Origin of the sequence: Niabella soli DSM 19437, from assembly GCF_000243115.2 — a bacterium.
In the GTDB taxonomy this organism is placed as follows: domain Bacteria; phylum Bacteroidota; class Bacteroidia; order Chitinophagales; family Chitinophagaceae; genus Niabella; species Niabella soli.
The window spans coordinates 265,873-287,496 of record NZ_CP007035.1; the positions used below are offsets into that span (position 1 = coordinate 265,873).

At 45.9% G+C, this 21,624-nt stretch carries 20 protein-coding genes; 16 read left to right on the forward strand and 4 right to left on the reverse strand.

All coding sequences use genetic code 11. The annotated features are described in order from the left end of the window. Positions 1-312 precede the first annotated feature (312 nt). The 9 genes from lipB to NIASO_RS01075 all read left to right on the forward strand — a co-directional run bounded on the left by lipB (position 313) and on the right by NIASO_RS01075 (position 9,298). Positions 313-1,041 carry a lipoyl(octanoyl) transferase LipB gene (gene lipB / locus NIASO_RS01035; RefSeq protein ID WP_008582164.1) on the forward strand — a complete coding sequence of 243 codons (729 nt, stop codon included), beginning with the start codon at positions 313-315 and terminating at the stop codon, positions 1,039-1,041. A 278-nt stretch (positions 1,042-1,319) separates the two neighbouring features. Then, on the forward strand, positions 1,320-2,210 hold the full coding sequence (locus NIASO_RS01040; protein WP_008582162.1) for a prephenate dehydratase: 891 nt from the start codon (positions 1,320-1,322) through the stop codon (positions 2,208-2,210). Beyond that, complete coding sequence (locus NIASO_RS01045) at positions 2,201-3,358, forward strand: pyridoxal phosphate-dependent aminotransferase (RefSeq protein WP_008582160.1); 1,158 nt, start codon at positions 2,201-2,203, stop codon at positions 3,356-3,358. Before NIASO_RS01040 ends, NIASO_RS01045 begins: the two co-directional genes overlap by 10 nt. Before the next feature lie 4 nt (positions 3,359-3,362). Further along, positions 3,363-4,214, forward strand: a complete 852-nt coding sequence (locus NIASO_RS01050; RefSeq protein WP_008582158.1) for a prephenate dehydrogenase — start codon at positions 3,363-3,365, stop codon at positions 4,212-4,214. 16 nt (positions 4,215-4,230) lie between these two features. Then, positions 4,231-5,322 (forward strand): chorismate mutase, encoded by a 1,092-nt coding sequence (locus NIASO_RS01055; RefSeq protein WP_008582156.1) that lies wholly within the window; start codon positions 4,231-4,233, stop codon positions 5,320-5,322. A gap of 85 nt (positions 5,323-5,407) precedes the next feature. Beyond that, complete coding sequence (gene aroB, locus NIASO_RS01060) at positions 5,408-6,433, forward strand: 3-dehydroquinate synthase (protein ID WP_008582155.1); 1,026 nt, start codon at positions 5,408-5,410, stop codon at positions 6,431-6,433. A gap of 46 nt (positions 6,434-6,479) precedes the next feature. Continuing rightward, complete coding sequence (gene aroA / locus NIASO_RS01065; protein WP_008582154.1) at positions 6,480-7,829, forward strand: 3-phosphoshikimate 1-carboxyvinyltransferase; 1,350 nt, start codon at positions 6,480-6,482, stop codon at positions 7,827-7,829. 108 nt (positions 7,830-7,937) lie between these two features. Then, the gene (locus NIASO_RS01070; RefSeq protein WP_008582152.1) at positions 7,938-8,930 is read left to right on the forward strand and encodes a chorismate synthase; all 993 of its coding nucleotides are present in this window, start codon (positions 7,938-7,940) and stop codon (positions 8,928-8,930) included. A 104-nt stretch (positions 8,931-9,034) separates the two neighbouring features. Then, positions 9,035-9,298, forward strand: coding sequence for a GlsB/YeaQ/YmgE family stress response membrane protein (locus tag NIASO_RS01075; RefSeq protein ID WP_008582150.1), 264 nt, complete (start codon positions 9,035-9,037; stop codon positions 9,296-9,298). A gap of 55 nt (positions 9,299-9,353) precedes the next feature. Here the strand turns inward: NIASO_RS01075 and purU are convergent, their stop codons facing one another. Next, the gene (gene purU, locus NIASO_RS01080) at positions 9,354-10,187 is read right to left on the reverse strand and encodes a formyltetrahydrofolate deformylase (RefSeq protein ID WP_008582148.1); all 834 of its coding nucleotides are present in this window, start codon (positions 10,185-10,187) and stop codon (positions 9,354-9,356) included. Between the two features lie 72 nt (positions 10,188-10,259). Between purU and bshC the strand changes: the two genes are divergently transcribed. Further along, complete coding sequence (bshC, locus tag NIASO_RS01085; protein ID WP_008582146.1) at positions 10,260-11,861, forward strand: bacillithiol biosynthesis cysteine-adding enzyme BshC; 1,602 nt, start codon at positions 10,260-10,262, stop codon at positions 11,859-11,861. Positions 11,862-12,212: 351 nt separating this feature from the next. After that, positions 12,213-12,692 carry an IS200/IS605 family transposase gene (gene tnpA, locus NIASO_RS01090; RefSeq protein ID WP_008582145.1) on the forward strand — a complete coding sequence of 160 codons (480 nt, stop codon included), beginning with the start codon at positions 12,213-12,215 and terminating at the stop codon, positions 12,690-12,692. 21 nt (positions 12,693-12,713) lie between these two features. On the opposite strand, the gene purE is transcribed toward tnpA, so the two are convergent. Continuing rightward, positions 12,714-13,232, reverse strand: a complete 519-nt coding sequence (purE, locus tag NIASO_RS01095; protein ID WP_008582142.1) for a 5-(carboxyamino)imidazole ribonucleotide mutase — start codon at positions 13,230-13,232, stop codon at positions 12,714-12,716. Positions 13,233-13,545: 313 nt separating this feature from the next. Between purE and pncB the strand changes: the two genes are divergently transcribed. The 4 genes from pncB to NIASO_RS01115 all read left to right on the forward strand — a co-directional run bounded on the left by pncB (position 13,546) and on the right by NIASO_RS01115 (position 18,589). Next, a complete protein-coding gene (gene pncB, locus NIASO_RS01100; protein ID WP_008582140.1) occupies positions 13,546-14,736 on the forward strand; it encodes a nicotinate phosphoribosyltransferase in 1,191 nt (396 codons plus the stop codon). 225 nt (positions 14,737-14,961) lie between these two features. Then, the gene (locus NIASO_RS01105) at positions 14,962-15,723 is read left to right on the forward strand and encodes a murein L,D-transpeptidase catalytic domain family protein (RefSeq protein ID WP_008582139.1); all 762 of its coding nucleotides are present in this window, start codon (positions 14,962-14,964) and stop codon (positions 15,721-15,723) included. A 95-nt stretch (positions 15,724-15,818) separates the two neighbouring features. Then, complete coding sequence (locus NIASO_RS01110) at positions 15,819-17,801, forward strand: sialate O-acetylesterase (RefSeq protein WP_008582137.1); 1,983 nt, start codon at positions 15,819-15,821, stop codon at positions 17,799-17,801. Positions 17,802-17,857: 56 nt separating this feature from the next. After that, positions 17,858-18,589 carry an esterase family protein gene (locus NIASO_RS01115; protein ID WP_008582135.1) on the forward strand — a complete coding sequence of 244 codons (732 nt, stop codon included), beginning with the start codon at positions 17,858-17,860 and terminating at the stop codon, positions 18,587-18,589. A gap of 130 nt (positions 18,590-18,719) precedes the next feature. On the opposite strand, the gene aat is transcribed toward NIASO_RS01115, so the two are convergent. Both aat and NIASO_RS01125 read right to left on the reverse strand, forming a co-directional pair. After that, positions 18,720-19,367, reverse strand: coding sequence for a leucyl/phenylalanyl-tRNA--protein transferase (gene aat, locus NIASO_RS01120; RefSeq protein ID WP_008582133.1), 648 nt, complete (start codon positions 19,365-19,367; stop codon positions 18,720-18,722). A gap of 17 nt (positions 19,368-19,384) precedes the next feature. Beyond that, positions 19,385-19,687: an ATP-dependent Clp protease adaptor ClpS gene (locus tag NIASO_RS01125; protein WP_008582131.1), complete on the reverse strand. Its 303-nt coding sequence runs from the start codon at positions 19,685-19,687 to the stop codon at positions 19,385-19,387. Positions 19,688-19,899: 212 nt separating this feature from the next. Between NIASO_RS01125 and NIASO_RS01130 the strand changes: the two genes are divergently transcribed. Then, positions 19,900-21,579: a GMC oxidoreductase gene (locus tag NIASO_RS01130; RefSeq protein ID WP_008582129.1), complete on the forward strand. Its 1,680-nt coding sequence runs from the start codon at positions 19,900-19,902 to the stop codon at positions 21,577-21,579. Positions 21,580-21,624 lie beyond the last annotated feature (45 nt).

Consider the following 21,624-nt stretch of genomic DNA (forward strand, 5'->3'; position numbering starts at 1 on the left):
CGTACATGCGATTTATCGGGATGCGCAAATCTGCGGGCCCCAAATGAACTTCCCACCAGAATGACTTTGTTGGGTTGGCGTTCGTGCAGGGTTAAAAAGTTTAAACAACTTTAATATCTTTGCCGATCAATTAGGTTATAAAAGGTGAAAGGGCTGCTCACAGAAGCCACAGATTTTCACAGAAAGGGTTCGTGACCTGGCGGAAAATTTAAAAAGCTTCTGTGTAATTCTGATAAATCTGTGTAAACTAAAAATGTTATAAAGCCTAAAACGTCAGACATCAGACGTCAGACTTGAAACGGAATAGCGACAATGAACCAGGAAGTATTTTTCGAAGATATAGGCGCCGTGCGTTATAAAGACGCCTGGGATTACCAGGAAAAATTATTGCAGGAAAATGTAGCCATTAAAACGACATTGCGCGAGGCGGAGGAGCGTGGTGAAACGATAAACGATAAACGACAAACGATAAATCATTTGCTGTTTGTAGAGCATCCGCATGTGTACACGCTGGGTAAGAGCGGGCATATTGAAAATGTTTTGCTGAGCGAGGAAAATCTCGCGAAGCGCGGGATCGATTTCTTCCGGATCAACCGGGGCGGGGATATTACCTATCATGGTCCCGGCCAGGTGGTGGGTTATCCCATTTTTGACCTGGAGCGGTTTTATACAGACATTGGCCGCTACCTGCGCAATATCGAAGAAGTGATCATCCGGACCATTGGGGAATATGGTTTAAAAGGGGAGCGGTCTCCGGGCGAAACGGGGGTTTGGCTGGATCCCTTTATAAAAGGCCGTGAGCGGAAGATCTGCGCCATCGGGGTGCGCACCAGCCGGTGGATCACCATGCATGGTTTTGCCCTGAATGTAAATACAGACCTGGATTATTTCAATTTTATTATCCCTTGCGGAATACAGAACAAACAGGTAACCTCTCTCCAAAAAGAATTGGGACGGAACGTGGCTATGGAAGAGGTAAAGCAAAAACTGCGGAATAATTTTGAAGCGGTGTTTGAAATTTCGTTAAAGAGCAACAAATGAGCAATATTCTTATAAGTTATTCGATAACAACTGTTAGTTGTTGATTTTTTTTGAAAAAAATTTTTCTGATTTTAAAATTTCATTTTATCTTTGGCACTCAATTATGAAATCAACAAGATTCTATACCTGGTTTTATTTTAGCTTTTTCTTTTTTGGAGCAAAGCCGGGTTCGCTTTTGTTGAAGTAATTTAAATAGAAATAAAATCACTAGAAATAAAAGAAGATCCCGGCGAAGAAGGCCGGGATTTTTTTTAACCCAATTGTAAAATAATGGCGTTATGACCCCCAAAGAATCTGAAATAACAAAAATAAGTAAAGGCACCGTGGGCAACCTGGCGGCTGCAGGGCCTATTGCGATCCAGGGGTTTGAGGGGAGCTTTCACCAGATGGCTGCAAGATTCTTTTATGGTAAAGAAACGGAAGTGCGCTGCTGCAGTACCTTCCGGGAAGTGATAGATGCGGCTAAGGATAAAAAAAGAACCGATGGCTGCATCATGGCGATTGAAAACTCTATTGCCGGAAGCATCTTACCTAATTACAACCTGATCCAGAAAAGTAATCTCCATATTGTTGGGGAGATTTACCTGCAGGTCGACCAAAACCTGTTGGTGAATCATAATGTGGAACTGGAAGATATTAAAGAAGTGCATTCGCACACCATGGCCTTACAACAATGTTATGACTACCTGGACCAGCACAAGTGGAAACTGGTAGAATCCGAGGATACGGCTTTAAGCGCCAAACATATCGCGCAATACAAATCGAAACATACAGCGGCGATCGCCAGTACACTGGCTGCTGAATTATTTGATCTGAAAGTGATCGCCCCCAGGATCCAGACGCAGAAAAAGAATTACACAAGATTTATTGTGCTGAAACGGCCGGAAGATGTGGGGGTGGCTCAGGGAGGCAATAAGGCATCTATCAATTTTCAAACGGTACACAAAGAGGGAAGCCTGGCGAGGGTATTAGGCGTCATTGCCATACATAAAGTAAACCTCACCAAATTACAAAGCTTCCCTATCCCGGGATCGGAGTTCAAATACCAGTTTCATGCGGATATGGAATTTGACAGTCTGCTCTCCTTTGAAAGAGTGATCGAGAAAATGAAACCCTTAACAGAACAGATAAAAATTTACGGAGTCTATAATAAAGGTGTATGGAAGTAGCAAAGAGATTACAGGGGGTGGGCGAATACTATTTCTCAAAAAAACTGAGAGAAATAGATGCGCTGAATCAGCAGGGTAAAAATATCATCAATCTTGGTATCGGAAGCCCTGATCTGCCGCCGCACCCGGATGTAATAAAGGTGTTGCAGGAAGAAGCGCAAAAGCCCAATGTACATGGGTACCAGAATTATAAAGGCAGCCCGGTTTTACGAAAGGCTTATGCAGACTGGTATCAGGGCTGGTATGGCGTTACCCTGGATCCGGAAACAGAGATCCTGCCGCTGATCGGCAGCAAAGAGGGGATCATGCATATTTGTATGACCTATTTGAACGAAGGGGATAAGGCATTGGTGCCCAACCCCGGCTACCCAACCTATGCCAGCAATGTGAAGATCGCAGGGGGTGTTACAGTGAGTTATGAGCTGACGGCAGAACATAATTACCAGCCCAACCTGGAAGCGCTGGAGGCCAATGATCTGACAGGCGTAAAACTGATGTTCGTAAATTATCCCCAGATGCCTACGGGGCAACAGCCGGATAAAACGGTTTTTGAAAAGCTGGTACTGTTCGCAAAAAAACACGGTATACTCATCGTGCATGACAACCCGTATAGCTTTATATTAAATGATCACCCGATCAGTTTTTTAAGTGTAGCGGGGGCCAGAGAGGTAGTGATCGAATTGAACTCGCTCAGTAAATCGCATAATATGGCCGGCTGGCGCCTGGGCGTTTTAGTGGGCGCCGCTGATCGTATCAATGAAGTGTTGCGCTTTAAGAGCAATATGGACAGCGGTATGTTCCTTCCGCTGCAACTGGCAGCAGCAAAAGCCTTAACGTTGGGTAAAGAATGGCATGATGCAGTAAATGCGGTGTACCGCGAACGGCGGCAGAAAGTATATGAACTGCTGGACCTGTTAGGATGTACCTATTCAAAAGAGCAGGTAGGCCTGTTCATGTGGGCCGCTATTCCTGCAACCTACAAAGACGGGTATGAACTGGCCGACGATATTTTATATAACGCCAACGTATTTATTACCCCCGGCGGCATTTTTGGCAATGCAGGGGATCAATATATCCGCATTAGCTTATGCGGATCAACAGGGCGGTTTGAAGAAGCCATCAAACGGGTAAAAGAAATAAAGCATTAGTAAGATGAGCAATCGTAAGCGCATAGCAATTGTTGGGGTAGGGTTGATCGGCGGCTCGATGGCATTGCAGTTGCACGAAAAAAAATTATCGGCAAAGCTGATAGGGGTGGAGGCAAACCAGGAGCATGCGGAACAGGCGCTGGAATATGAATTGGTGGATGAATTTTTGCCCCTGGAAGAAGCAATAGCAGCCGCTGAAGTAATTGTGTTGGCGATCCCTGTAAATAAAATGGTAAGCCTGTTGCCGCAAGTACTGGATCGGGTGACGGATCAGATCGTTTTTGATATGGGATCAACAAAGGCTGCATTGATCGAAGCGGTAAAAGAACATCCCAAACGCGGGCGCTATGTAGCCACGCATCCTATGTGGGGTACGGAGTACAGCGGGCCCAAAGCCGCTCAGCGCGGGGCCTTTGAAGGAAAGGCGGTGATTCTTTGCAATACCCATGAGTCGGATCCTGACGCGCTGGACTGGATAAAGAAAATGTATGAAAAAATAGGCATGCGCCTGGTGGAAATGGAAGCCAAAGCCCATGATCTGCATGTGGCCTATGTAAGTCATATCTCGCACATCACGTCTTTTGCATTGGCCAATACGGTTTTGGAAAAAGAAAAAGTGGAGAGCGCTATCTTTGAAATTGCATCAGCGGGTTTTGAAAGTACCGTGCGCCTGGCAAAGAGCAACCCGGAGATGTGGGTGCCCATCTTCCTGCAAAATAAAGAAAATGTCATCGATGTATTGACGGAGCATATTGATCAGCTTACCAAATTTAAAGAATCGATACAATCCAATGATAGCAAGGGCTTGCAGGCATTGATCGACGACGCCAATAAAATAAAACGGATCATCAAATAATTAATAATTTAAAAAAATGAAAACGGCTGAAATGACGGATAAAGAAAAAACACAACAGGTATGGGCAAAACGCCCGATAGTGATCAGCGGGCCTTGCAGCGCTGAAACGGAAGAGCAGGTAATTGCAACGGCTAAGCGCCTTGCGGCTACCGGAAAAGTTGATGCTTTACGGGCCGGTATATGGAAACCGCGTACCAAGCCGGGTATGTTTGAAGGCATTGGCGCAAAGGGACTCCCCTGGTTGCAGGCTGCAAAAAAAGCAACCGGTTTGCCTACGGCAATTGAAGTGGCAACAGCCAAACAGGTAGAGGACGCCTTAACGTTTGATGTGGATATTCTCTGGATCGGCGCGCGTACTACGGTAAATCCGTTCAGCGTACAGGAAGTGGCAGATGCGCTTCGCGGCGTTGATGTGCCGGTACTGGTGAAAAATCCGATCAATCCCGACCTGGAATTGTGGGGCGGCGGTGTGGAGCGCATTGCACGCGCCGGCGTTAAAGACATAGGCCTGATCCACCGTGGCTTCTCTTCTTATGGAAACACACAGTTTCGTAATGCACCCATGTGGCACCTGGCTATTGAAATGAAGCTGCGTTACCCTGAGCTGCCGATCATCAACGATCCTTCGCATATTTGCGGAAATCGGGACGGCCTGTTTGATGTGGCACAAAAGGCGATCGACCTGGATTATGATGGCGTTATGATCGAATCGCATATCGATCCGGACAATGCCTGGAGCGATGCCAAACAACAAATAACACCGGAGCGCTTAAAGGAAATGCTGGAAGCGATCGTATGGAGAAAAGAAAGTAAGGACAACTCCCAGTTGCAGGGCGGCCTGGAAAAATTACGCCAGCAGATCAATCACCTCGATGATGAAATGCTGCAGATCCTTTCCCAGCGGATGAAGATCGCCGATAAGATCGGACAGTATAAAAAAGAGAATAACCTGACCATTTTACAAACCAACCGATGGCAGGAGATCTTAGATAAAATGATGGCTAAAGGCGAAAAGCTGGGATTGAGCAAAGATTTCATTATGAAATACCTCGATGCCGTGCATTTGGAGAGCATTAATCATCAGAAAAATATAATGGACGCATCTTAGCTCATAGTTTGATAGTTCATAGATCATAGTTCATGGGTCATAGCGCGCCATGAACTATGATCTATGAACCATGATCCTTTCATAAATGGAAAAAATAATAAAATTCTCCACCGCTGCCACACATTTTTACTTTGCAGCAGCCATCAGTAAGCTCAAAGAAATCGCTGATAAAAAAATGGCGGTGATCATTACCGATGAACATATTTATACTGCACACAGTAAAAAGTTCAGCGGCTGGAAAACCATCGTGCTAAAACCGGGCGAACAATACAAGGTTCAGCCTACCGTTGATGAAGTGATTCAGCAATTGATTGGACTGCAGGCCGACCGGAAAACGACATTGATTGGCGTTGGCGGAGGTGTTATTACCGATATCACCGGGTATATTGCCTCCGTTTATATGCGGGGGCTTCGCTTTGGATTTGTGCCTACGTCCATCCTGGGTTTGGTGGATGCTTCTATCGGTGGTAAAAACGGCATTGACGTTGGCCCGTATAAAAATATGGTTGGTGTCATCCGGCAGCCTTCGTTTATCCTGCATGATATGAACCTGCTTAACTCCCTGCCGCAACTGGAATGGGAGAATGGGTTTGCGGAAGTGATCAAACATGCCTGTATTAAAGATGCCGCGCTGTTTGCTGCGCTCGAAAAGAATACATTAAAAGATTATCAAAGCCGCAGGAAAACGATCGCTGAATTAGTGGAACGGAACGCCCTGATAAAGATCAGGGTAGTGCAAAAAGACGAGTTTGAAAAAGGAGACCGTCGTTTGCTGAACCTGGGGCACACGCTGGGACATGCCATAGAAACGCAATACAACCTGATCCACGGTCACGCTATAGCTATCGGTATGGTAGCTGCCTGCCGTATCTCGGAGCAGTTGTCAGGATTCAAACAAACGGAGCGGGTGGTACAGCTTTTGGAAAGATATCATTTGCCCACCCATTTGGATTTTGATCCCGGAAAAGTTTTTGAGGTATTAAAGATGGACAAAAAACGGGAACTGAAAACAATGAATTTTGTGTTGCTGGATAAGATCGGCAAAGCGGTGGTGCGGGCAATTCCCATGAAACAACTGGAGCAGATCATCGGAGGGTTGAATCAGAAATAAGTCCCGATAACTATCGGGATAAAAAATCAGAAATAAAAAATTAGAAATGAGGGTCACCATACATCCTTCTCAGCTATCAGGTTCTATTTATGCCCCTGCTTCCAAAAGCTCCATGCAACGGGCTTGTGCGGCGGCGTTGTTAGCAACTTCAAAAGTTGTGATCACTAATCCGGGCCATAGTAATGATGACAAGGCAGCACAGGGGATTATAACCGCGCTGGGAGCAACGATCTCAACAATTGATCCCGAGACTATCGAAATAGAAAGTGGCTTCCTGAAAGATCCTGCGGCGATCCATTCCAAAGAGGATGCGGTGAATTGCGGTGAAAGTGGCTTAAGCATCCGGATGTTTACACCTGTTGTTTCGTTATGTACCAATGCCGTTACCATTAATGGTGAAGGGAGCCTGGTCACCCGTCCGATGGATTTCTTTGACCAGGTGTTGCCGGAACTCGGGGTAGCCATCACCTCCAATGCCGGGAAATTACCGTTGCAGGTGAAGGGCCCCTTGCAGGCGAAGGATATTACGATAGATGGGTCACTAAGCTCGCAGTTTCTTACGGGCTTACTGATGGCCTTTAGCGTGGCGCCGATCACAAAACCCGTTGCCATTAAAGTAACAGATCTGAAGAGCAAACCGTATATTGATCTTACATTGAATGTAATGAAGCAATTCGGGATGAACGTCCCGGAGAATAGAAATTACGAAGAATTTATTTTTCATAGGACTGAATCAGAAATCAGAAATCAGAAATCAGAAATTATAAATTATACCGTTGAAGGCGACTGGAGCGGCGGTGCTTTTTTATTGGTGGCCGGGGCTATTGCCGGTAACATTCACGTAAGAGGATTGCAGCAAGGCAGCACCCAGGCCGATAAAAAGATCCTGGAAGCATTGATGGCTGCCAATGCAGGTATAGCAATGGATGCAAAGGGTATCACGCTGCATGCGGCGCCCTTAACAGCCTTTGAATTTGATGCCACGGACTGTCCGGATCTGTTTCCGCCACTGGTGGCACTGGCCGCCAATTGTAAAGGCATTACTTCTGTAAAAGGCGTAAGCCGGCTGGCGCATAAAGAAAGCGACCGCGGGCTGACCCTGCAGCAGGAATTTGGAAAGATGGGAATCAAAATAGACCTGGAAGGCGACTGGATGCGCATTCATGGCGGACCGGTAAATGGAGCAGTGGTGCATTCCCGGCACGATCATCGTATTGCGATGGCCTGCGCTACGGCTGCATTGAAAGCAGATGGTGCAACTGTTATCGAAGAGGCGCAGGCGATCAATAAATCGTATCCCGATTTTTATGATCACTTAAAACAGTTGGGCGCAACAGTTGACAGCGGGATCAATTACATCGATTCATTGAAACAAACTTTTTCAGACAACGGATAGGCATGGGTGTGGTAGGCGGTGATCGCAACATAAAATCGGAACAGGATTGATAGTTGCTTTTAGCGCTCACGTTTAACGCCTCATGTCTCACGACTCAAATCATAAAGTATGAATTCATTCGGCCAGTTATTCAGAGTGCAGATATTTGGAGAATCGCATGGGGAGTGCGTGGGAGTGGTGTTGGACGGGGTTCCTGCGGGCCTTGCGGTTCCGGTGGAAGATTTTTTGCCCGATATGGAGCGCCGGAAGGGAGGCAACCAAAAGGGTGCCACGCCCCGGAAAGAAGACGATATTCCTATTTTTAAGAGCGGTGTTTTTAATGAGAAAACAACCGGCTTCCCGGTAATGATCTATTTTGAAAATAAGAATACGCGCAGCGGCGATTATGAGAAATTAAGAAGTTTCCCCCGGCCGGGTCATGCAGATTTTGTTGCGCATAAAAAATTTGGCGGCTTTGAAGACTACCGGGGTGGCGGCCATTTCAGCGCCCGTCTTACAACAGGTTTGGTTGCTGGCGGTGTTATCGCGAAAAAGTTATTGAGGAACATTACGATCGATGCTGTTATAACAGAAATCGGCGGTGATCCCGATCCGGAGCGCGGGCTTCAAAAAGCTATCGATGCAAAAGATTCCGTAGGGGGATTGATCGAATGCCGCGTAAAGGGCCTGCCGGTTGGGTTAGGAGAACCTTATTTTGACTCAGTAGAGTCATTGTTGGCACATATGTTATTTACGATCCCAGCGGTTAAGGGGGTGGAGTTCGGAAGCGGTTTTGCGGCTGCAAAAATGTTCGGCTCTCAACATAATGACCCCATCGAAACTATGGAGGGAAAAACGTCCACCAACCATGCGGGAGGCATTGTAGGGGGGATCACTAATGGCAATGAGCTGGTTTTCCGTATCGCCATTAAGCCAACAGCCTCTACCCCCAAGCCCCAGCACAGCCTGAACTGGGAAACCGGCCAAATGGAAGATTTTTCAGTAAAAGGGCGCCATGATCTTTGTGTGGCTTTACGTGCACCGGTAATTGTAGAGGCGGTAACGGCAATTGTATTGGCTGACCTGATGATGCAGGCAGGTCATATTGCACGGGTCATTTGATCCTGGGGTATGTTGATAACCCGGTGCCAAATTTTTTATTTTGGCATGTTTTTTTATGTTAGTTTTAAGTGTCGGAATTTTATTTCACATAAAAACTAAAAACTATGGGCATTTTATCTTGGATCATTTTCGGATTGATTGCAGGTGCAATTGCTAAAGCACTACATCCTGGTAAGGACCCCGGCGGATGGATCGTTACCATTCTTATTGGTATTGCCGGCGCTTTTGTGGGTGGATGGATTGGAACACAGGTATTGGGAATTTCTATTAATGGGAACTGGTCGTTTAAAGGATTTCTATTTGCCATCCTGGGCGCTATTCTCTTATTATGGCTGTATGGATTGGCTACCCGTAAAAAGGGCGCTTGATCCTTGGCTTAAAATTTGTTGAATCATCCTGGCTTTTGGCAGGATGATTTTTTTATCAGTTTTCAAACACCACCGTTTTGTTTTTGTCAACAATAACGCGGTCCTGTAATACGAGTTGCAAAGCTTTTGCCAGCACCGCTTCTTCTACTTCCTTACCCAGGGTAACCATATCCTTAACGGAATGCGCATGATTTACCGGGATGATTTGCTGTGCTATAATAGGTCCTTCATCAAGGGTATCGGTTACAAAATGCGCAGTAGCGCCGATTAGTTTTACCCCCCGCTCGTGCGCCTGCCGGTAAGGATTAGCCCCGATAAATGCGGGCAGAAATGAGTGGTGTATGTTGATGATCCGGTAAGGAAATACTGCCACGAAGCCGGGGGAAAGAATGCGCATAAATTTGGCCAGCACAATATAGTCAAATGAATAGTTGCTTAATGTTTGCATCAATGTTTCTTCAAAATATTCCTTCGATATATCAGTATGATCTATGAAATGGAAGGGGATGTCAAATTTTTCCGTTAATCCACGTAACGTTTCATGATTGCCGATAACGCATGCTACACTGGCGCCGAGCGTATTAAAATAATTCCTCAGCAGAATATCACCCAGGCAATGGTATTCTTTGGTAACCAGTACCACAATTTTTTTCTTTGTGCCGGTAGCAATACCGATTGAACTGTTCTCCGGCAGCACTTTTTCCAATGCCGTTTTTACAAATGCCGGCTCGAAATTTTCGTCGGCAACCTCAAGGCGCAGGTAAAACCGGTTGGCATCAATGTTCACATACTCCCGCATAGAGATGATGTTAAGACCGGCATTTGCCGTTACTTTCGAAACAGCAGCCACCAATCCTACCTGGTCAACGCATTGAATTAAAATAATCATTCACTAAAAATAAAACTATTTCATTTTAAAAATGTTATTGTATTTTTCATTTTGTTTTGCAATCTGATCTATATGGACTGTAAGGTTTTGAATATTTCGTACGGGGAAACCGGTTATTTTGGCAAACTGGTGCTGGACTATCTGGGCCGGGATGAAAAATTAAAATCCTTTTACAATGGTTTTCCTGATAAGCAGGCCATTGGTGATGCGATCAGCCGCCGGCAGGATACTGCTACCAGCCGGACCTTGCTGGCAAACGTTTTACAACAACAATATTCGGAAGTACAACCTTTTCAAAAGGTAAAGGAGCATATTGAATTGCTCCGGAAAGAAACTACTTTCACCATTACGACGGCACATCAGCCCAATATTTTTACCGGACCTTTATACTTTATCTATAAAATATTGCATGCTGTAAAACTGGCGGCCTATTGCAAACAACTGTTTCCTGAATTTGATTTTGTTCCCGTTTATTATATGGGTAGCGAGGATGCCGATCTTGAAGAGCTGGGGCAACTATCGGTCAATGGTGAAAAGCTGGTTTGGAGTACGGATCAAACAGGCGCCGTGGGGCGTATGAAGGTGGATAAACCTTTGCTGGAGCTTATTGCGCGGATAGAAGCCCAGGTGAATGTATTGCCTTTCGGGCAGGAAATTACCAGGAAAATTAAAGATTTTTACAGGGAGGGGGCCTTAATACAAGAGGCAACTTTGCACTTCGTTAATTTCCTGTTTGCCGCTTACGGGTTGGTTGTGCTGATTGCTGATAACAAAGAGCTGAAAGCCACTGCTGCCGATATTTTCAGGGATGAACTGTTGCAGGGCCACTCTATACAATTGGTGGAAGAAACGGCGAAAGAATTGGCTGAAGCCGGTTATAAAGTGCAGGCTCATGGCCGCCCGATCAATTTGTTTTATTTGTCTGATGAAGGGCGGAACCGGATTGAACGTGCCGGCGGTCAATGGAACGTGGTTGATACCCAAAAGGTATTTACACAGGAACAAATAATAAAGGAGGTCGATACGAATCCCGAAAGATTTAGCCCCAACGTGATCCTGCGACCGGTATACCAGGAACGGATACTTCCGAATCTTTTATTCATCGGCGGTGGCGGGGAACTGGCCTATTGGACGCAGCTCAAAAGAGTATTCGCCCGGTATAATGTGCCTTACCCGGTGCTGGTGCTCCGTAATTCATTCCTTTTTATTAACAGGCAACAGGCCGCTCTCGAAGAAAAATTAGGAATTTCGCCAACACAGCTTTTTCAAACTTCTTTTGATCTGAAGAAGGAGTGGGTCAGCACGAACACTGAAAAAGAGCTGGATACAAAAAAAACAGTGGAAGCCTTTTCGGTCATCTATGACCAATTAAAAGCCCAGGCAACACCGATCGATGGTACATTGGTACAGCATGTTGCAGCCTTGGAGCATGCCGCCTTAAAAAAGATAGAAGCGTTGGGTAAAAAAATGTTGCGTGCGGAAAAGCGCAATCACCAGGATGCCATGCGTCAGATCGACAAACTCAAGAATCAGCTATTTCCCGGTGACGGGCTCCAGGAACGCATTGAGAACTTTATTCCTTTTTATGCCCAATATGGCAATGATTTTATCACAACCCTCTACCAACACTCCCTTGCCCTGGAACAGGAATTTGTTGTTTTGGAACAACAATAATTTTGCGGGGTTGCCGGCGCGCTGCGCCTATAGGGATTTGTGCCGCGCTGCGGCTAAGAAATTGCGATAGACCGGACAATTTGTCTTAAGGTGTATTTTGTATCTATTCATTTAAAAAACACATCGAAGGCGCAACAAGATCTCCGATGCGTTACCCTCAAGGTAAACCTGGATGTTGACTTATCGGCATTTATGCCGCGCTGCGACCGCGTTATTACAATCTTTATCGGATATTACATTTCAGGTGCAGCGCACCGCCGAAATCTATAGACTAGGGGCGTTCGGATCTGAGCCGCAGCGCGGCGAAACATAAAATGCCGCGAACGTTTCTCGTTAAAAAATCGTAGATTCATGGTGACAAAAGCACCCACCATGGCAAACACCTACACACAATGTTACGTTCACCTGGTATTTTCGCCCAAAAACCGACAAGCCTTAATAAAGAAGGAGTGGAAAGATCTTTTGGAGAAGTATATAACGGGGATCGTGCAGAACAATAAACATAAATTGATAGCCATATACGCTATGCCCGATCATATTCACATTTTTATTGGCTATAATGTAAATCAGTTAATACCCGACCTGGTCGAAAATATCAAGACCTCATCCAATGCCTGGATCAACCATAATGGGTTTACGAAATGCAAATTTGAATGGCAACGCGGATATGGAGCGTTTACGCATGCTCATGCGCAGATCGGCACCGTGGCGGAATACGTACATAACCAGGAAGCACACCATCAGGAAAAAACATTTCACAACGAATACCTGGCATTGCTGAAGCAAAACAATATTGATTTCAGGGATCAGTATCTGTTTGAGTTTTTTTGAGAAGCCGGCTTCGTCTATTTATCAAGAGGGATCAAACGCGTTGGGTTGCCCTTTAGACCGGAGCTGTTCTACTTTTCCCAGGACTTCCGTTTCCATGGCTCTTTTGTACGCCGCTATTTTTTCGTTAAGGGTATCGTCTGACGCCCCGATGATCTGGGCGGCGAGGATGCCCGCATTTTTTGCGGCATTTAACGCAACAGTGGCCACCGGCACACCATTCGGCATTTGCAGAATACTCAGCACAGAATCCCATCCGTCAATGGAATTGCTTGATTTTACAGGAACGCCAATCACCGGTAAGGTGGTTATAGAGGCCACCATTCCCGGAAGATGCGCTGCACCACCGGCGCCGGCAATGATCACTTTCAGCCCCCGCTCTTTTGCTTTTGTAGCGTATTCGATCATACGCAGGGGGGTGCGATGCGCAGAAACCACCGTTACTTCGTATGCGATTCCAAACGTTTTAAGGATGGCTGCAGCCGGTTCCATAACGGGCAGATCGCTGTCGCTGCCCATGATAATGCCTACCTGTATTGTCATGCTGCAAAGAAAAGTAAAAAATCAGAATTAGCCACAGCGAATAAAAGCTGTAAGGCAGTTGTAACCGCAAAGGAGTCGCTTCCTCTGCGTCCTTGCGTGAAACTGCTTCCGCGCCACTGCTCCGCTGCGCCTCCGCGTGAAATCTTTGCGTCCTTATGTGAAACCCTTACTGTTGCTGCGTGAAATAAACGCCGCGTGAAATCTTTGCGTCCTTATGTGAAACCCTTACTGTTGCTGCGTGAAATAAACGCCGCGTGAAATCTTCAGCAAGCCAATCATTCTGTAAACCCCAAAAAATATGTAGGTTTGAAATATGAACAAAACCGAACATCTTTTCCCTTGCGTATCGTTGCTGGATAATGATTTTTATAAATTTACCATGCAATGCGCCGTAATGCAATTGTTCCCTGATGTAAAGGCCCGCTATGCTTTTATTAACCGTGGCAGGCATGAATTCCCTGAGGGCTTTGGTGCGGCATTAAAAGAACAGGTGGAGCAAATGGCAACTTTAAGGCTAACAAAAAAAGAGCGGGAGTATCTTGTGAAAAACTGCCCTTATTTAAATGCAGCTTATCTGGATCTGCTGACGGGCTATCAGTATGATCCCGCAGAAGTGAGCATCGTTCAGCAGGGAAAAGAGCTCGAAGTTACAGTGGAAGGGCATTGGTTCCGGACCATTTTATGGGAAGTGCCTATCTTATTCCTGATAAGCGAACTGTATTATAAAATGACCGGTCAGCAACGGAATGCCGATCAAGAGGTGATAAAAAATACCATAGAAAAAACAAGGATCTATAAAGACCTGGATGTGCCGGTTGCGGAGTTTGGAACCCGGCGAAGACATTCTTATGAAGTGCAGCAACTGGTGGTAAACACCCTTGCAAAGCATGGCGGGAAAAGCTTCGTGGGAACAAGCAATGTACACCTGGCGATGCTTTCAAATAAAAAACCGATAGGAACACATGCACACGAATGGTTTATGTTTCATGGCGCTAAATATGGTTTTACAATGGCTAACAGCCTCAGCCTGGAACACTGGGCAGCCGTGTATCGCGGTGACCTGGGCGTAGCGCTTTCGGACACCTATACCAATGATGTTTTTTTTGAGCAATTCGATAAAAAGTTTGCAAAGCTCTTTGATGGGGTACGCCATGACAGCGGGGAGCCGATCGCCTATGCAGAAAAAGTGATCGCCCATTATAAAAAATTAGGCATCAATCCCGCTTATAAGTTTATCATATTTTCCGATGGATTGAACTCAGAAAAAGTGGCAGAGATCACCCATGCAACCAGGGATAAAATAGGGATATCCTTTGGCATCGGAACGAACCTGACGAACGATGTGGGGTTAGAGCCCATGAATATTGTAATGAAACTAACGGGTGTTCAACTGGAGGGCCGGCGCTGGATCTCCACAGTAAAACTTTCAGATGAAAACGGAAAACATACAGGGGACCCCCAAATGATTGAGCTGGCTAAGAAAGTGCTGGGTATTGGGAATTAAATATATACAAATTATTTTATATTAAATATTTCTTTTAGGTTTTTTGTAACGAAAAAACCGGCCGCCTGCAGTACCTTTGCAGCGGTTTCAGGGAAAATTGTCTGTACACTGTGAGCGGCTGAAATGGGAATTGCGATTATTATGCTGCTTAAGTCCCCTAAATCGTACCAAACCTTATTATCAGTTTTTAATAATTTAAATAATTAAAAAAGAGATTTTTTAACTATGAGGTCTTCTATTGTGAAAAAGATTGTACCGGTACTACTGTTAGTCGTGGCAATGGCAACCAGCTCCTGGCGGTTTGATGCGCCGGTGGAACCGACGGTATCCGAAAGCGATTTTAAGGATATTATCGGATGGCATTGGGGAGCGGGTTCTTTCTTAACGGGTGCTTCATCGGCTCACGAATTGATGTATGATAGCCTGGGGCTGGATCTGAAAGGCCTTTCCGAGCAGGCATTTTTGGATGCCATGGAAGGTTTTGATGAGTTGAAAAAAGAGGGGCTTCTGAAAAACGATTCCATCATAACCGTGATCGATTTCGATCAGCCCAGCATTAATAAACGCATGTATGTGCTGGATATAAAACATTACCAGGTATTGTTTAATACCTGGGCGGCACATGGAAGAAATTCGGGAAGCCTGATGGCCACTTCGTTTAGTAATGCCATGTCTTCAAATAAAAGTAGTCTTGGTTTTTATCTTACAGATGAGCCTTATTACGGAGGAAACGGCTATTCACTCAAATTAAAAGGGTTGGAGTCCGGCGTGAACGATAAGGCGATGGTGCGTGCGATTGTGTTGCATGGAGCCGATTATGTAAGCCAGTCGAGCATTAATGAACTGGGATACCTGGGACGAAGCTTTGGCTGCCCGGCGGTGCCCAGGGCTTTGAGTCGCCCGATTATTGATGTAATTAAAGAAGGATCGGTATTGTTTATATATAACAGCACCTATCATCCGGCAGCCCGGTACGCGGCAGGTTAGAATCCTGCATAATATATCTTTAGTAATGCCAGGGTTGCCCCTGGTTTTTTTATGCCCTGAAATCGCCGTATTTTTAAAACCCAAAAACGAATTGTATGATGCCAAAAATAGTACTACAGCCCTTGTTGTTGTTTTTATTGTTTTTTGTGACGCTGTGCGCTGATGCAATGGTAAAATTACCGGCGCTGTTTAGTAATAATATGGTATTGCAACGGCAAACCAATGCGGCTATCTGGGGCACGGCAACAGCAGGAAAAACAGTTACGGTGCAAACCTCCTGGAATAAAAAAACCTATTGGGCAAAAGCCGATGCCGGTGGCAACTGGAGTTTGAAAGTGAGCACTCCAGGGTATGGCGGCCCCTTCAGCATCAGCGTTGCGGAGGAAAATACGATTAAGTTAGAAAATGTGCTGATCGGTGATGTGTGGCTCTGCTCCGGTCAGTCAAATATGGAAATGCCGTTGGCCGGCTGGGGTAAAGTAATGAATTACCAGCAGGAGATCGCGGCTGCCAACTACCCCGCTATAAGACTGTTGCAAGCCTTACACGTAACCAGCAATACGCCGGCAAAAGATCTTGCAGTAAGAAACAACGGCTGGGATATTTGTACTCCGCAAACGATAGCTGAATTTTCTGCTGCGGCCTATTTTTTTGCCCGGGAAATTTATGAAAAAACGAAGATCCCTGTTGGTTTAATCCATAGTTCCTGGGGCGGTACGATTGCTGAAGCATGGACGAGTTTTGAAACCTTACAAACGCTTCCGGATTTTGCGGCAGCAGCCAAAAAAGTAAGGACCACTCCCGAGCTGGACAAGGCTTCGTACGATGAGCAAATGAAGCAATGGGGTCAGAAAAAAAATCAGGCCGATAAGGGATTGGTGTCGGGCAAACCTGTTTGGGCCGCCATGGACCTGGATACCAGCGGCTGGCAAACCATGCAGTTGCCGGGCTTATGGGAAAATAAAGGATACCCGGATCTGGATGGAGTGGTGTGGTTTCGTAAAAAAGTAACAATACCCGGATCCTGGAATGATAAGGACCTTGCCCTGAGTTTAAGTACGATTGATGATGACGATATTACTTATTTTAACGGCGTGCAGGTGGGGGCAACCATAGGTTATGATCATGACCGGGTTTATAAAGTGCCAGCCAGCCTGGCAAAAAAAGGCGATAATTACATTACTGTAAGGGTTATGGATAACGGTGGCGGGGGAGGCCTGTATGGAGATGCGAAACAAATGTTCCTGGGAACGACAGCAGGGCAGCAAATCGATCTTTCGGGAAATTGGATCTACAAAATATCCTTTACCTTCAAAGACCTGCCCCCGGCGCCGGAAAGTCCGCAAAACCCCGACCGCCCCGGTGTATTGTACAATGCGATGATCCACCCCATCACCCGGTTTGCTATAAAAGGCGTTATCTGGTACCAGGGAGAATCCAATGCCGGAAGGGCCGGGCAGTACCGGGAGTTGTTTCCTGCACTGATTGAAGACTGGAGGAAAAGATTCCCTTCCGGTGATTTCCCTTTTTATTTTGTACAACTGGCCAATTACAGGAAGCGTGCATCCCTGCCGGCTGCATCCGACTGGGCGGAACTGCGGGAGGCGCAACTGATGACCACGCGGCTCCCCCATACGGGGATGGCAACGATTATCGATATTGGCGCCGCCGATGATATTCATCCCAAAAACAAACAAGAGGTGGGCAGGCGCCTGGCGCTGATCGCATTGAATAAAGTGTACGGACAGAAAAACGAATATTCCGGTCCGGTGTATCAATCGCAGCAAATAAGCGGCGGTGCAGTTACCCTGTCCTTTACACATGCAAAAGGGATGAGCGCAAAAGACGGGTCATTAAAAGGTTTTGCCCTTGCCGGTTCCGATAAAAAATTTTACTGGGCCGATGCGACAATTAAAGGAAATACTGTTGTAGTGCGGTCCGCCAGTGTTAAGGCCCCTGTTGCAGTGCGCTATGCCTGGGCCGATAATCCGGAGGCGAACCTCGTAAACAACGATGGGCTTCCGGCATCGCCTTTCAGAACTGATAGCTGGGACGGTGTTACAAAAGGCAAAAAGTAATTATTCCGGAACAAGTTTAATTGGTTATTTTGGTAGTAGAATTAAAAACGACATTCATGAAGAAAGATATTTTTTCCTGGTACAGTCCTTCCCTGCAAAAAGAAATGCCGATTGTTTCTTATGGAGATTATGGCTCCGTATTTCTTTTGGTGCCCACCGCAGGAGCCGATTTCCTGGAATACGAGCGCTTCCAGTTGATCGACTCGCTGGCCCCGTTTATTAATGCCGGTAAACTGAAGATCTATTCTGTGGATAGCGTAAATAATGAAAGCTGGCTGAACAAAGAAATGAATAACTGGGATAAAGCGCAACGGCATGAACAATGGAATGCCTATATCTATCATGAAGTATTGCCGTATATAAAAAATGAATCGGGAGCAGATACGCCTGTTTTTATAAGCGGAGCATCCTTTGGCGCCCTGCACAGCATGAACCTGTTTTTGAAACGCCCTGATCTTTTAAGTGGCGTTATCGCGATGAGCGGCGTTTACGATCTGACCTATTACACGGACGGGTTTATGAACGACACTGTTTATTTTAACAGCCCCCGGCATTATATGCCCAATTTGACGGATCATGATATTTTAGAAGAGATACGTAAAAGTCCCCATATACACATTCTCACCGGGGCCGGAGCATATGAAGATCCCCGGGCAGGGGGAGAATTTGCCAAGATCCTCTACGATAAAGGAATTTATTATGAATTTGACAACTGGGGAGAAGACTATAAGCACGACTGGCCGACCTGGCGTGCGATGCTGCCGCATTATATAGGAACGCGTTTTTAGGCTGAACGCTTAATGCTTAATGTGGGAAGCCAGATTCTGGACTTCCGACGATGACCTAGTTCGGAGCGCGCATTTAGCGTTGTGCGTTAAGCATTCAGCATTTTGCGCAGCATGCACTATTGACCATTGACTATTGACTGTTCACGGGTAGATATCGTTCAAATGCTTCCCTCGTAATCATCCGTGCCCCCATACTTTCCAGGTAGGCAGAATGTACCTGGCAGTCGATCAATTGCACGTTTTCCGTTTTCAACTGCATAATATATTTTGTAAAGGCATACCGGGAGGCATTGTTCACCAGGCTAAACATGCTCTCCCCGCAAAATACAGCGCCCGTGCGTATGCCATACAGGCCGCCAACTAATTCCTTCTCCTGCCATACTTCTGCGCTGTGGGCATAGCCCATTTCGTGCAACTCGGTATAGGACCGAATAACTCCCTCGGTGATCCAGGTGCCGTCCTGGCCGGGACGCTTTACCTGCTGGCAGTGACGGATCACCTTTTCAAAAGCGGTATTCACGGTAAATTGAAAGCTGTTTTTGTTGAGGAGCGATCTGATGGTCTTGCTCGTTTTATATTCTTCAGGAAATAACACAAACCTTGGATCGGGGCTCCACCAAAGCACCGGCGGCGTATCATACCAGGGAAAAATACCTTTTGAATAAGCCAGCAAGATCCGTTCCGGGCTTAAATCGCCTCCGATTGCTAGCAACCCGTCGGGTTCAGCAAGATGCGTAGGTGGAAAATAAAGACGATCAGAAAGGGCAAAAACAGCCATTTGGGATAAGTTTGCTGTCAGGTTACCAGCTCCTCAAGGGTTGCTGCAATGCCCCTGTCAAGAATAGCGTTGCACATCGGTTCCAGGTCTTCATACATTCCTTCTTTAACGCCATATTTCCCTTTATAATGAATGAATAAAGAACATTGCTCGGCCTGCTCATAGGTATGCCCGCATACCTCTATCAGTGTTTCAATAACCCAATCAAATGTATTGACCTCGTCATTCCACACAATAAGCTGCCACGAAGGAGCTACCTCTGTTAATGTAGCAACTTCAGGAGCTGTCTTTGTGAAGGGTTGTGCTGAAGAAAAAAGCATACCGCAAAGATAAATTATTCTGAATAATTACTTCAAAAAGCGGATCTGTTAGAAAAAATTCAAAAAAAGGTGGTATGTATTTAATACACAATATTGTTCATGAGATTGTAAAAAAAATAATGGTGAATTGGATTTAAAGCAATATTTTTATAACGGTTTTTATGATTGTTGACAGATACTAACGATTTTGTGAAATTTTTAAAAACAATTTAATGGCAGAAAATACTTACGACGCTATTGTTATTGGTAGTGGTATTTCCGGCGGTTGGGCTGCAAAAGAGCTGACCGAGAAAGGATTAAAAGTTATTATGCTCGAGCGGGGAAAGAATATTGAGCATGTGAAGGACTATGTGAATGCGGGCAAGGCCCCCTGGGAGTTTCCGCACCGCGGAAGTAAAACGCAGGCGATGATCAAAGATCACCCGGTGTTGAATCGTGATTACCCCCTGAATGAAACAAACCTGGATTGGTGGGTGGATGAAAAAGAATCGCCTTATACGGAAATAAAGCGCTTTGACTGGTTCCGGGGCTACCATGTGGGCGGACGTTCCCTGTTATGGGGCCGCCAGAGCTACCGCTGGTCTGATCTGGATTTTGGAGCTAACGCAAAAGACGGTATTGCCATAGACTGGCCCGTGCGTTATAACGAAATTGCACCCTGGTACGATTACGTGGAAAAATTTGCGGGCATCAGCGGTAACAGGGATGGCTTGGCGGTATTGCCCGATGGGCAGTTCATGCCACCCATGGAAATGACCGTTGTAGAAAAAGATTTTGCTTCTAAAATAAAAGATCTGTACAAGGGGCAGCGTCCTGTAATTATCGGTCGTACGGCCAATATTACACAACCGCTTCCGGGACGGACCAATTGCCAGTACCGTAACAAATGCTGGCTGGGTTGTCCTTTTGGCGCCTACTTCAGCACCCAGTCCTCAACATTGCCTGCGGCTATGAAAACAGGCAACCTTACCCTGAGGCCGATGAGCATTGTTACAAAGATCTTGTACGATAAGGATAAAAAACGTGCTACTGGTGTGGAAGTGCTGGATGCTACAGACAATAAGACCTATACCTACAACGCAAAGATCATTTTCCTGAATGCTTCTACATTAAACAGCGCCTGGGTGTTGATGAATTCAGCTACCGATATATGGCCGGGCGGATTGGGAAGCTCCAGTGGTGAGCTGGGCCACAACCTGATGGACCATCACCTTGGGGTGGGCGCTTCCGGACGTGTGGAAGGGTATGAAGATAAATATACGTATGGGCGTCGTGCCAACGGTATTTATATTCCGCGTTTCCGCAACCTGAACGGAGAAAAACGCGATTATATACGCGGATTTGGTTACCAGGGCGGTGGTGGAAGAGGCAGGGGCAATGCTTCTGCTGAGGAGCTGAGCATTGGCGTTGGTTTAAAAGAAGCGCTTACCGAACCAGGAAGCTGGAGTATCGGCATTGGCGGTTTTGGTGAAATTCTTCCTTATCATGAAAATACGGTAACACTTGATAAAACTAAAAAAGATAAATGGGGCCTGAATGTGTTAGCCATTGATTCGGAGTGGAAGGATAACGAACGCAAGATGCGGGTGGATATGAAGAACGACGCGATCGAGATGCTGGAAAAATTTGGCGCCAAAGATGTTAAAGGAAGAGAAGGGGATGGCACTATTGGCCGGGGTATTCATGAAATGGGTACCGCCCGTATGGGAGCCGACCCTAAAACCTCCGTGTTAAATAAATTTAACCAGGTTTGGGATGCGCCTAACGTGTTTGTAACAGACGGTTCCTTCATGGTTTCTGCCAACTGCGTGAACCCTTCATTAACCTACATGGCCTTTACCGCCCGCGCGGTAGATCATGCGGTAAGCGAATTGAAAAAACAAAATCTTTAATAAAATAAGATCTGTCAGGTTTTTAAAGCTGGCAGGTCTGTTTAA